This is a genomic window from Acidisoma sibiricum (genome assembly GCF_057837225.1).
In genome coordinates this window covers 149,000-160,956 of sequence record NZ_CM174445.1, presented here as the reverse complement: position 1 = coordinate 160,956, position 11,957 = coordinate 149,000, and the positions used below count along the sequence as shown (strand labels likewise).

The 11,957-nt window shown below is 62.8% G+C and carries 12 protein-coding genes; 8 read left to right on the top strand and 4 right to left on the bottom strand.

From position 1 onward, the window contains the following. Positions 1 to 2: 2 nt before the first annotated feature. Entirely contained in the window at positions 3 to 617 is a 615-nt protein-coding gene (locus AC3G7M_RS00780) for a YbhB/YbcL family Raf kinase inhibitor-like protein (protein WP_489213813.1), read from the bottom strand. Between the two features lie 313 nt (positions 618 to 930). On the opposite strand from AC3G7M_RS00780, the gene rimP reads away from it, so the two are divergent. The 5 genes from rimP (at position 931) to rbfA (ending at position 6,856) form a co-directional block, all read left to right on the top strand. Continuing rightward, the gene (rimP, locus tag AC3G7M_RS00775; RefSeq protein WP_489213812.1) at positions 931 to 1,464 is read left to right on the top strand and encodes a ribosome maturation factor RimP; all 534 of its coding nucleotides are present in this window, start codon (positions 931 to 933) and stop codon (positions 1,462 to 1,464) included. A 77-nt stretch (positions 1,465 to 1,541) separates the two neighbouring features. Beyond that, the gene (gene nusA, locus AC3G7M_RS00770; RefSeq protein ID WP_489213810.1) at positions 1,542 to 3,065 is read left to right on the top strand and encodes a transcription termination factor NusA; all 1,524 of its coding nucleotides are present in this window, start codon (positions 1,542 to 1,544) and stop codon (positions 3,063 to 3,065) included. Between the two features lie 97 nt (positions 3,066 to 3,162). Beyond that, positions 3,163 to 3,777 carry an RNA-binding protein gene (locus AC3G7M_RS00765; RefSeq protein ID WP_489213808.1) on the top strand — a complete coding sequence of 205 codons (615 nt, stop codon included), beginning with the start codon at positions 3,163 to 3,165 and terminating at the stop codon, positions 3,775 to 3,777. A 2-nt stretch (positions 3,778 to 3,779) separates the two neighbouring features. Beyond that, positions 3,780 to 6,464 carry a translation initiation factor IF-2 gene (infB, locus tag AC3G7M_RS00760; RefSeq protein WP_489213807.1) on the top strand — a complete coding sequence of 895 codons (2,685 nt, stop codon included), beginning with the start codon at positions 3,780 to 3,782 and terminating at the stop codon, positions 6,462 to 6,464. Further along, positions 6,461 to 6,856 carry a 30S ribosome-binding factor RbfA gene (gene rbfA / locus AC3G7M_RS00755; protein WP_489213806.1) on the top strand — a complete coding sequence of 132 codons (396 nt, stop codon included), beginning with the start codon at positions 6,461 to 6,463 and terminating at the stop codon, positions 6,854 to 6,856. The genes infB and rbfA overlap by 4 nt, the downstream gene beginning before the upstream one ends. 391 nt (positions 6,857 to 7,247) lie before the next feature. Here rbfA and AC3G7M_RS00750 read toward each other — a convergent pair whose 3' ends face one another. Next, complete coding sequence (locus tag AC3G7M_RS00750) at positions 7,248 to 8,018, bottom strand: SDR family NAD(P)-dependent oxidoreductase (protein WP_489213805.1); 771 nt, start codon at positions 8,016 to 8,018, stop codon at positions 7,248 to 7,250. 186 nt (positions 8,019 to 8,204) lie between these two features. On the opposite strand from AC3G7M_RS00750, the gene hisD reads away from it, so the two are divergent. Both hisD and AC3G7M_RS00740 read left to right on the top strand, forming a co-directional pair. Further along, the gene (hisD, locus tag AC3G7M_RS00745) at positions 8,205 to 9,527 is read left to right on the top strand and encodes a histidinol dehydrogenase (RefSeq protein WP_489213804.1); all 1,323 of its coding nucleotides are present in this window, start codon (positions 8,205 to 8,207) and stop codon (positions 9,525 to 9,527) included. A 116-nt stretch (positions 9,528 to 9,643) separates the two neighbouring features. Next, positions 9,644 to 10,210, top strand: a complete 567-nt coding sequence (locus tag AC3G7M_RS00740; protein ID WP_489213803.1) for a MarR family winged helix-turn-helix transcriptional regulator — start codon at positions 9,644 to 9,646, stop codon at positions 10,208 to 10,210. 138 nt (positions 10,211 to 10,348) lie between these two features. On the opposite strand, the gene AC3G7M_RS00735 is transcribed toward AC3G7M_RS00740, so the two are convergent. Next, complete coding sequence (locus tag AC3G7M_RS00735; protein ID WP_489213802.1) at positions 10,349 to 11,017, bottom strand: YqgE/AlgH family protein; 669 nt, start codon at positions 11,015 to 11,017, stop codon at positions 10,349 to 10,351. Positions 11,018 to 11,150: 133 nt separating this feature from the next. Between AC3G7M_RS00735 and AC3G7M_RS00730 the strand changes: the two genes are divergently transcribed. Beyond that, positions 11,151 to 11,630 (top strand): peroxiredoxin, encoded by a 480-nt coding sequence (locus AC3G7M_RS00730; RefSeq protein ID WP_489213801.1) that lies wholly within the window; start codon positions 11,151 to 11,153, stop codon positions 11,628 to 11,630. 33 nt (positions 11,631 to 11,663) lie between these two features. Here AC3G7M_RS00730 and AC3G7M_RS00725 read toward each other — a convergent pair whose 3' ends face one another. Further along, positions 11,664 to 11,936, bottom strand: coding sequence for a DUF2312 domain-containing protein (locus AC3G7M_RS00725; RefSeq protein ID WP_489213800.1), 273 nt, complete (start codon positions 11,934 to 11,936; stop codon positions 11,664 to 11,666). Positions 11,937 to 11,957: the final 21 nt, after the last annotated feature.

Below are 11,957 nucleotides of genomic sequence, written 5' to 3'. Positions count from 1 at the left end.
GGTCAGTGATGGCTGTAGTGAGGGGTCAGACTGGCATGGCCGAGTGCGTGGCGGCGCAGAAAGACCGCCACAGTCTGCGCCGGCGTGCCGTCCTTGAAGGAAAGACGGTCAGCGTCCAATGCCCAGACCGTAATGAGGTAATGATGCGCGATTTTGCCCTTGGGACAGGGGCCAGTATAGCCGGTCGTATCGAATCCGTTTCGCGCCTGGCCTGCGCCGCTCGGCAATAGCGACGCATCGGTGGCGGCATTGGCCGGCAGCGACGCGGTGGACGGCGGCAGATTGAACATCAGCCACAGCCAGACGACTCCGACTTTCGCGTCGAGATCGGCCATGCTGACAGCATAGCTCTGGGTTCCCTCTGGCGGATGCGACCAGGCCAAAGCGGGGGACTGGTTGGCGCCATGACAGCCGTCGCGTTGACCGACATTGTCATTCGGCATGGTCGTGCCGGAGCGAATGGTCGGGCTGGTGAGAGCGAAATGGGCGGGCGCGGCGGCCGCCTGGCATTGGGGAATGACCATGGCACCCAGCGCCGCCACAATGGTGCAAAGCAGCAATGAATTCAACGCATGGCGGACGCGCGGACGCCGGTGGCTCGATTTGCGCAAATTCATTGGCAGGGTCCTGGGTTGCGGGCTATCCTTCACGCAACAATAACTCCCGCGCAAAGTTGGGGATAACATCCAAGAAACTGAAAGGGTGGCCTTGTGGCCGCCTTTTTTATTGTTTGTGAGCAGGGGTTTACCGGCGCCAGCCCAGACTTGGCAAGGGATAAGCCGCGCGCGCTTGGACTGGGTCTGACCTGCACAGACCGCTTCCCGCTTGCGCCCCAGAACCCCGCCGCCTATATGACTGTTCTTCCCTTTACCGCTGGATTGGACGGGGGTGGCCCAAAAGGCCGCCTGTTTTGTTGTGACCGAAATTGCTGTGACCGCTGAAACCACGCCGCATCATACGGGCTTTGAAGCCCGGCTGGCGGATCTCATCCTGCCCCGCCTCGCGGCGATGGGGTTTGAGCTGGTGCGCGTCCGCATGCTGGGCCGCGAGCGGCCAACCGTTCAGATCATGGCCGACCGCGGCGATGGCCAGCAGATTACGATAGAGGACTGCGAAGAGATCAGCCACCAGATCGGCGCTGTGTTGGATGTTGAAGATATTGTCCCCGGCGCCTGGACTTTGGAAGTAAGCTCGGCCGGCATCGACCGGCCTCTGACCCGGCCGCGCGATTGGAACAGGTTTTCTGGCCACGCCGCGAAGGTTGAAATGGCTGTACCGACCCCAGATGGGCGCCGCCGTTTTTCCGGCATTGTTCTCGGCGCCGCCGAAGGGCAGGGCCGGCTGCGTCTCGACGACGGCCTGGAAGTGACCGTGCCCCTGATCGATATCAAGACAGCCCGCCTTATTCTGACGGATGCGCTGATCGAATCGACGTCTCAATCCGTGCCGCCCGATTTGCACTGACGGCCCGTACGACCGATCCAGCACCATCCGACCCACTGCTGCGTTATAGTTCTAGACGTTTCTGAGAGGCCCCGCCCATGGATACCGCGATAGCCCGCCCCGAGCTTCTGCTGGTTGCCGACGCCGTCGCCCGCGAAAAATCCATCGACCGGGAAGAGGTGCTGGAAGCGATGGAGCAGGCCATCCAGAAGGCCGGTCGGGCGAAATACGGGCATGAAAAGGACATTCGCGCGACGATCGACCGCAAATCCGGCGACGTGCGTCTCTCGCGCTGGACTGAAGTGGTCGAGGCCGCTGAAAACGAAGACACCCAGATTCCGCTTCATATCGCGCGCAAATTCAAGCCCGAGATCAATCTCGGCGAATTCATCATCGATCCGCTGCCGCCGATCGATTTCGGCCGCATCGCGGCTCAGACCGCCAAGCAGGTGATCGTCCAGCGCGTGCGCGAATATGAGCGCCGCCGCCAGTTCGCGGAATTCAAGGATCGCGTCGGCGAGATCGTGAATGGCGTTGTTAAGCGCACCGAATACGGCAACCTCATGGTCGATCTCGGCCGGGCGGAAGCGCTGCTCCGCCGGGACGAGCTGATCGCCCGCGAAAGCTTCCGCAATGGCGATCGTGTGCGCGCCTTCATCTATGATGTGCGCGAGGAGCCGCGTGGCCCGCAGATCTTCCTGTCCCGGACGCATCCCGGCTTCCTGGCGAAGCTCTTTGCCCAGGAAGTGCCGGAAATCTATGACGGCATTATCGAAATCAAGGCCGTGGCCCGTGATCCGGGCAGCCGCGCCAAGATGGCGGTGATCAGCCGCGACGCCTCGATCGATCCGGTCGGCGCCTGCGTCGGCATGCGGGGCAGCCGTGTGCAGGCTGTGGTGCAGGAACTGCAGGGCGAAAAAATCGACATCATTCCGTGGAGCCCGCAGGCCGCGACCTTTGTCGTCAATGCGCTGGCCCCGGCCGAAGTGACCAAGGTCGTCATGGAAGAGGAAACCGGCCGGGTCGAAGTGGTGGTGCCTGACACCCAGCTGTCGCTGGCTATCGGCCGCCGCGGCCAGAATGTCCGCCTCGCCAGCCAGTTGACGCGTTGGGACATCGATATTCTGACCGAGGCCGAGGAAAGCGAGCGCCGCCAGGAAGAATTCCGCCGCCGCTCCGGCCTCTTTGTCGAAGCGCTGGACGTTGATGACGTCATTGCGGGTCTCTTGGTGACCGAAGGCTTCACGACGCTCGAAGAGCTTGCCTATACGCCGGTCGAGGAACTCGCCGAGATCGAAGGTTTCGACGAGAACGTGGCGGGCGAGCTGATCCGCCGTGCGGATGAGTTCATGGCCAGCCGCGACCGCGAGCTGGAAGACAAGCGTTTGGCGCTCGGCGTAACCGATGACGTCGCGTCCTTTGAAATCTTCACTCCGCAAACCCTCGTCGCTCTCGGCGAAAAAGGGGTGAAGACGCTCGATGACCTGGCCGACCTCGCGTCGGACGAGCTGATCGAAATCGTTGGCACGAGCCTTGACGAGGAAACAGCCAACGAAGTCATCATGCAGGCGCGGGCGCATTGGTTCTCGGAGGAAGTTAGCTCTGAGCCCGACCCAGAATGAATACCCTGATCGCCTGACGGCTCAGGCCGCGGCTGTCGCGCAGTTGTCAGCCGGAACGGACCTGTCCGTTCCGGCAGCGACGGCTGTCGAAGACGATGTGGATGACACTGATACTGCGGAAGAGAGTGGTCCTTTCCGCCGTTGTATCGTAACACGTGAGCGACAGTCCCCGGCGGCGATGATCAGATTCGTCGTAGGGCCCGATCGCACCATCGTCCCCGACCTATGGGCAAAGCTGCCCGGACGGGGAATGTGGTTGAGCGCGCGTCGGGATGTGTTAGATACCGCTCTTGCTCGAAAAGCTTTCGCGCGGGCTGCGCGTGCGGAAGTGCTGGTCCCGGTCGAATTGCCGACCATGATCGAGGCAGCGCTCAAGCGAAGAGTGATTGAGATTTTAGGTATGACCCGGCGCGCTGGTCAGGCCGTAAGCGGATTTACTAAAGCGCGTGAGTGGCTTGCCGCGGATCGTGCGGCACTGATCGTCCAGGCTTCGGACGGCAGTGTCGAAGAACGGGCGAGATTGTTAAGCGGACGCGCGGTTCCCGTCGTCTCCCCTCTGCCGGCAGCGGCTCTGGGGCAAATCTTCGGGCGAGACCATGCGGTACATGTAGCGGTATCAGCTGGGCGGCTGGCGACGATGCTGCGGACTGAGAGTGAGCGCCTGGCCGGTATGAACCGCACCAGGGCCGAGGCCGATCAACCGGGCGGATGACATTGAGCGATACTAAAGACCAAGACGGCAAGGCAAGATTATCTCTGCGACCCTCGGGCCGCTTGGAGCTGGGGCGGACCGTGGATGCGGGGTCCGTGCGCCAGAGCTTTAGCCATGGCCGTTCCAAGGTAGTGCAGGTCGAAGTGCGGAAAAAGCGGGCGCCTGGCGCCTCGCCGCCGGCCTCTCCCTCCCCTGGCCCAGCGGCCTCCGGGGGCGGTGGACGTCCGCAGGGTGGCGGACGCCAGGGTTCTCCTGGCGCCTCTCGCGCTCTGACCGCGAGCGAACTCGCTATCCGCCAGCGCGTGCTGGAGGACCAGAAGCGGGACTCCGCGAAGCGCGAGGCGGAAGCCCGCGAACGCGAAAAGATCATGATCCTCTCTGCGGCCGAAGAAGCGCGCCGCCGCGAGGAAGAGACCCGCAAGGCGGCCGAAGAACAGGCCCGTCTCGACAAGGAAGAGGCATCCCGCAAGGCGGCCGAAGAGGCTGACCGCCGGGTCGCAGAACAGGTCGATCGCAAGCCGGGCGACGAGCCGGCACGGCGGCCTGCCGCGGCCACGGCTCAGCAGCCCGCGTCTGCGCGTCAGGCGCCGGGCCAGACCGGCGCTCCGGCAACAGTCCGTCCGGCCCAGCCGCCGCGTTCCGCGGTTGGAGAGACGCTGCGTCTCAAGCCCGCCGGCCGCGCCGGTGAAGAAGATGAAGATCAGCGCCCTGTCCGCCGTCCCGGCGGCAGCGTGGTTCCGCCGCGCAAGCCGGCCGTCGTGGCGCCCAAAAAGGGTACCGATGACCGCCGCCGCACCGGCAAGATCAATGTTCAGGCCGCGATTGAAGGTGATGACGAGCGCGTGCGCAGCATCGCCTCGATGCGCCGCCAGCGTGACCGCGAACGCCGCCAGGCCGAGCTTGAGCGTCTGCGCACCGATCAGGTGAAGGTCGTCCGCGACGTCGTGCTGCCTGAGATGATCACGGTACAGGAACTGGCCAACCGAATGGCCGCCCGCGCCGGCGACGTCGTCAAGTCGCTCATGAAAATGGGCGTAATGGCCACCATCACGCAGTCGATTGATGCCGATACCGCTGAACTCGTGGTCCAGGAATTTGGCCATCGCGTGAAGCGCGTTTCTGAGAGCGACGTCGAAATCGGCCTCGAAGGTGAGGTCGATGAGGAAGAGGACCTGATGCAGCGGCCGCCGGTCGTGACCATCATGGGCCATGTCGATCACGGTAAGACCAGCCTTCTCGACGCGCTCCGTCATACGGATGTGGCGGCGGGCGAAGCGGGTGGCATTACCCAGCATATCGGTGCCTATCAGATCACCACCGCTGGCGGCGACAGGATCACCTTCATTGATACGCCGGGCCATGCCGCCTTCACGGCCATGCGCTCCCGCGGCGCGAGCGTGACCGATATCGTGGTTCTGGTGGTGGCCGCCGATGACGGCGTCATGCCGCAGACGATCGAGGCGATCAGCCACGCCAAGGCGGCCAATGTGCCGATCATCGTGGCCATCAATAAGATGGATAAGCCCGGTGCCAACCCCGAGCGTGTCCGCAACGAACTGCTGCAGCATGAGATCGTGGTCGAAAGCCTGGGCGGCGAGACGCAGGAGATTCATGTCTCCGCGCTGAAGCGCACCGGCCTCGACAAGCTTGAGGAAGCCATCCTGGTTCAGGCCGAAATCCTGGATCTGAAGGCCAATCCGACGCGTGATGCCGAGGGTGTGGTGATTGAAAGCCGGCTTGATCGTGGCCGTGGCCCGGTCGCGACGGTGCTGGTGCAGAAGGGCACGCTATGGACGGGCGATATTCTTGTCGCCGGTGCCGAATATGGCCGCGTCCGCGCGCTGATCGACTGGAACGGCGCCAATGTGAAGACGGCCGGTCCGTCGGTTCCAGTGGAAGTGCTTGGTCTGTCGGCCGTGCCTGCCGCGGGTGAGACCTTCACCGTGGTTGATGACGAGCCGCGCGCCCGTGAAGTGGCCGAGTTCCGCCAGCGCAAGCTGCGTGACAAGGCTGCGGCGGGTGCGATGGCCGGCCGTGGCACGCTCGATCAGATGCTCGCCCGCATTCAGGCGGGCGTCCAGAAGGAAGTGGGCGTCGTCATCAAGGCGGACGTGCAGGGCAGTTCCGAGGCCATTCAGTCGACGGTGCTCAAGCTCGCCAACGAAGAGGTCAAGGTGCGCGTGCTTCTGGCCGGTGTCGGTCAGATTTCGGAAAGCGATATCCAGCTGGCCAAGGCGTCGAGCGCGGTCATCGTCGCCTTCAATGTCCGTGCGACGAGCCAGGCTCGTGAGCTGGCCCAGCGTGAGGGTGTCGATATCCGCTACTACAGCATCATCTATGATGTGGCGGATGACATCGAAAAGCTGGTCCGCGGCCGCATGGCGCCCAAGGTGCGCGAGAACTTCCTGGGCTATGCCGAAATCCGCAAGGTCTTCGACATCACCAAGTCGGGCAAGGTCGCGGGCTGCATGGTCACCGAAGGCGTCGTCCGTCGTGGCGCCGGTGTTCGCCTGCTGCGCGACAATGTGGTCATCCACGAGGGCGATCTGTCCCAGCTCAAGCGCTTCAAGGACGATGTGAAGGAAGTGGCCCGCAGCTACGAATGCGGTCTGTCCTTCGCGGGCTTCCAGGATCTGCGCGAGGGCGACATCGTGGAATGTTATGAGCGCGAGTTGGTGCCGGCGTGACGGCGGCAGCTCCCTCTCAGCGGCAGCTTCGCGTGGCCGAGGAGGTCCGCCATCTTCTGGCGGATATCTTCGCCCGCGATACCATCCGGGACCATGAGTTGAGCGGCATCGTCATTACGGTGACGGAAGTCCGCGTCAGCCCTGATCTCCGCCGTGCCACCGCCTATGTGACTCGCCTGGGCCGCAGCGACGTGGATAAGCTGCTGCCGGCGCTGAAGCGCGTGGCGCCCTACCTGCGCAGCCAGCTCGCGCGCGGGCTACGTCTGCGAGTGGCGCCGGAGATTTCGTTCCTGGCGGATACCTCAATTGACTACGCCATGGAGGTTAATAGCCTGCTGCATAGACCGGAAGTCGTACGCGATCTGGATGGTAAGACCGTCGTTTCGGACTAAAGTATTAAGCCTTAAGGTGGGTCATCAAAGATCTGGCTTGGGGCAGGATGAATAATCGTGATTGAGGGCTGCTTGCGCCCTTAAAAGCGGCGTGCCACGCCCAGCAAGCCGGTCTATCCGGTCCATGCCGTAGGCGCTCTGAAAGGTCTTCGTTAAAGCCGCCTGAGCCCGTGCCAGGCGGCTTTTCTATGGGTCCAGTCTCAGCCGATCCGGGGGCAGCCGGGCAATGCGGGTCAATCCCAAAATAATCCGACATCATAATAAAATAACCGGTAGAGTGATCAATGATCAGGCAAATTCTCAGCCGCGAGAATGGCGGGGTATTGTCGTGCGACCGGGGCTACGATCCGGGGGTTAGATCGTACCGGTGCCGGGCCGCAGCAGGGCGTCCCTAGAGAGCGGCCAATGTGCCCCCATCAACATACAGCACCTGCCCAGTGATATAGGCGGCGGCGTCGGAGCATAAGAACACCGCTGATCCCATCAAGTCCTCCATACGTCCGAAACGTCCGAGCGGGATCTTTTCCAGCATGCGGTCCTGCCAGAGAGGGTCGGCGTAGAAGGGAGCAGTCATCGACGTTCTGAAATAGCCGGGACCTATTCCATTGACGCGGATGCCCAAGGGGCCCCATTCGGCAGCGAGGGCGTGGGTGACGCCAACCAGGCCGCTTTTGGATGCGCCATAGGGAGCGGCGGTTGGAACGCCGACCTTGGAGGTGAGCGAACAAATGTTCAGAATAACACCACCGCGTACAGGCCGGCCTTCCGCCGTCATCTGGCGCGCGGCCGCCTGGGCGCAAAAGAAACTGCCGCGCAGATTGGTCCCCAGAATTCGCTCCCATAGCGGTCCATCAACCTCAAGCGACGAGCGGAGTTCCTCGACGCCGGCGTTGTTAATAAGAATATTCAGGCTTGACCCAACCGTGTCGAAGCAGGCTTCAATGCTCGCCGAATCGCAGACGTCCAAAACCTCGAGCCGAGGCCTGCCACCCGCCGCCGTGATCAAGGCTGCCGTCTCTTCAAGGCTCGCTATATCCCGTGCGGTGATAACGACGTCGGCTCCAGCCTGAGACAGCGCGAGGGCGATCGCCTGGCCGATGCCGCGCGCCGCACCGGTGACGAGTGCAGTTTGCTTATCAAGAGAGAAACTCGGACATTTCATGGAAGTACCTCTGGAGGTTGTGTAAGGAGGCGGTAAGCGTGAGTATGGTTAAAATATGCTCATATCGAAATCATGACGTGCGTTCGCATCCAGGATGGGAGCTAATACGTAATTGACGAGTCGATGCCTTGCTCTGCAACTAGATCGCCTTTGGATTGAATTGTTCAGGTTAATGATGAGGTTGGCTTGACATCGGAACCGGTAGTTTTCCACGACATCTCTCTGGCGGCCTCGATCCCTGCTGAGCTTTTAAGCCGCACGGAAGCCGACCTCGCCCGGTTTATGGACGGGGCTGCGCGCATTATTGAAGCCGTGCGCACCGAAGGCGATGCCGCGCTGCGACGTTTTGCTCGCGAATTCGACAAAGTAGAGGGAGACCTCGCATCGCTGCGCGCGAGCGATGCGGATTTTGAGGATGCCCTCAACAAAGTTCCAGCCAATGTCGTTGCGGCGATTGAGGTGGCTATCGACGCGGTCCGGCGTTTTCACGAAGCGCAGCGTCCCGAGGAAATGTGGCTCAAAGAGATCCATCCGGGTGCTTGGGCCGGAGATCGCTTCCTGCCGATTGACTCGGTTGCTTGCTATGTCCCACGCGGCAAAGGCTCCTTCCCGAGCGTGACGATCATGACGGCGGTTCCGGCGATCGTCGCCGGTGTCGCGCGGCCGATCATCATCACGCCGCCCGGACCGGATGGTCAGGTCGATGCAGGCACGCTGGTTGCAGCCAAGCTCGCCGGCATTCGTGAAGTCTACAAATGCGGTGGTGCGCAAGGCGTGGCGGCAGTGGCCTTCGGTACCGAAACCGTTCCGCGCTGCAGCAAGATCGTGGGGCCTGGCAGTCCCTGGGTTGTGGCGGCAAAACGGATTCTGTCGACCCGCATCGACCCCGGCGTGCCTGCCGGGCCAAGCGAGGCCATCATCCTGACGGATGACAGCGTCAGCGGTGCTTTGGCCGCCCTCGATCTCATCATCGAATCCGAGCACGGCCCGGACTCGTCGGCCTGGCTTGTGACTTCGAGCGAACGCGTCGCGCGGGAGGCGATTGCGGCGCTGCCTGGTCATTGGGCTGAGATGGAGGCAGGGCGGGTCGCTTTCTCCCGTGCCGTGCTGACGGGGCCGCGGGGCGGGGTAATTCTGACGCGTGATCTCGACCAGGCGATCGAATTTGTGAATGCCTATGCGCCGGAGCATCTGGAGATTCTGACAGAACAACCGATGTCTGTGCTCGGACGTATCAGGAATGCCGGTGAAGTTTTGTTGGGTCCTCACTCGCCGGTAACCCTTGGCAACTATCTTCTGGGGCCGAACGCTGTCCTTCCGACGGGGGGAGCGGCGCGGACCGCATCGCCGCTTTCAGTCTTCGACTACATGAAACGGTCTTCTGTTGGTTATGTAACGAAATCCGGCTATGGTGAGCTCGCACAACACGCGAGAGCCTTGGCGGAGTACGAAGGGTTTTCGGGTCACGCCCGCGCTGTTTCGGCAAAGCGTGATGAATTGCTATCTTAAGTTTGGACGTTTGCGCCGGCTTTGATCAAGTTGCCCGTCTGCAGCCGGCGTCGGGATTAACCTCTCTTGGACTGACATGTTTGAGAGAACGACACATAAATTGAGGGGGATAGATCATGGTGAGTCGTCTGAGTTCTAAAACAAAGCGGACTGAAGTATCTAAGTCTGCGGAATCGGCGCCGGCCGCCAAGGCGTCGGCGGGCACGGTGATTGCGGCCGACCGCTACGTACCCGGTTTGGTGCGGGCGGTTGCCAATAAGCTTGAAGGCGGTGCATCGCGTTTCTATCGCAAGCATTACGCAATTGGTTTGTCGGAATGGCACATCCTGGTCGCACTCGCTGCGGACCCGTGGATCACCTCCCCGGTGCTGTGTAAGAATGCCGGTCTCGACAAGGCTGCCGTCAGCCGTAGCCTCGCCCGCATGGAAGAGCAGGGCCTCGTGCTCTCGCGTGACACCAGCGGCCGCTCGCGCGCGACGGCGCTGACCGCGAAGGGACGCCGCCTGCATGATCGTATTGCTCTCGCGGCGATCGCGCGTGAGCAGCAGCTGCTGGCGGAATTCTCACCCAAGCAGATCGACACGCTGATTGGCTTGTTGACCTCTCTGTCCAAGGCGGCGGCGGGTCTGACCGACGCGGCGCCCAAGGGCACGCGGCGGCCGAAGGCGGCGGCGAGCGAATAAGTCGCTGTCGGGCACCGTCTATCCCCGTCCTTATAAAGCGCCCGGCCTTATGGTCGGGCGCGTCTTTTTCCGATCTGACAACCAAAACGCGGCCGGCCAGGTGCAGCCGATCAGGCGCGGCCAGCTAGGCGCGGCCAGCTAGGCGTGGCCGGCGACCGGCGACAGCAGCAGCGGATCAATACGCAGCTTATTCATGGCGCGCCGCCAGCGAGACTTATTGTCGGCGTCGAAAATCAATCCCTCATCTGCTGGCACCGATAGCCAGGCATTATCGCTGAGTTCCGATTCCAGTTGCCCGGGCCCCCAGCCGGCATAGCCGAGAGCCAGCAGGCCCTGCCGGGGCCCGTTCCCCTCGGCGATGGCCTTCAAAACATCGAGACTGGTGGTCAGGCCCAGTCCGCCCTCGACGGCCAGACTGTTCTCCGCCATCCAATCCGCGGTGTGCAGCACAAAGCCGCGTACGGTCTCGACCGGCCCGCCGGCGCAGAGGCGGATTTCCCGTGCCGGCGGCTGGGGTTCGATATCCAGCTGCTGCAGCAAGCCAGGGAAGGTCGGCCGATCGACCGCGCGGTTCAGCATCAGCCCCATGGCCCCGTCTTCGCCATGGGCGCAGAGAAGAATGACAGCCTGATTAAAATTCGGGTCCGTCAGGCTCGGCATGGCGATCAGAATCTGGCCGGCAAGACGGTCGGCGGCGCGGTGGGCGAGATCGGCCACCATCGCGGGCGGGACTGCCGCATCAGGCCCGGCACCGCTTGTCGCGATAATCGGCTGGTCAGTTGGCTTGGATGTCGGTGGTCTGGTCATGGTCGAATATTTGGCCTTTCGTTCGCGCTCTGCAAGCGCGGCGGTGCAAACGTGCCGTCCCCATCGGGCGCGCAGGTGACAGGCGGCTGGCCGGGGGCTAGGAGTCTCCATCTCTTCCATAAAGGACCCACGCATGATCAAGGTCGGTGACAAGATCCCCAACGTGACGGTGACCGCCGCCACGGCCAATGGCCCCGAGGCCATGACGACGGATGCGATCTTCGGTGGCAAGAAGGTTGTGCTTTTTGCTGTTCCGGGGGCTTTCACCCCCACCTGCAGCGCCCGCCACCTGCCGGGCTTCGTCGAGCACGCGCAGGCGTTTTTCGACAAGGGCGTGGACACCATCGCCTGCATTGCCGTGAACGACGCTTTTGTGATGGGCGCCTGGGGTAAGGATCACGGCGTCGAGGGCAAGATCCTGATGCTCGCCGACGGATCTGCCGATTTCGCCCGGGCGGTGGGTCTTGAGCTGGATCTGGTCGCCCGCGGCATGGGTATCCGCTCGCAGCGCTATGCGCTCGTCGCCGAGGACGGCGTGGTCACCTTCCTGGGCGTGGAGGAAGGCGGCGCCTTCGAGGCGAGCAAGGCCGAGACGGTTCTCGCGGCTCTCTGACTGGAATGGGGCCGCACCGCGGCCCCATTCGTCTTACATGCCGAGCGCGCGGCGATAGACGTCGAGCAGGGTCTCCTGCTCCTCGACCTCGGCCGGCTCCTGCTTGCGGATGCGGATAAGCTGGCGGAGGACCTTCACATCAAAGCCCGCGGACTTGGCTTCGGAATAGATGTCCTTGATATCGCTGGAAAGGGCCTTGCGCTCCTCTTCCAGCCGCTCGATCCGCTCGATGATGCTGCGCAGGCGGTCGGCCGCGATATTGCCCTGGGACGCGGCGTCGGTAGTTTCTGTGGCATCGAACGCCATGGGCGGGCTCCTTGGAGTGCA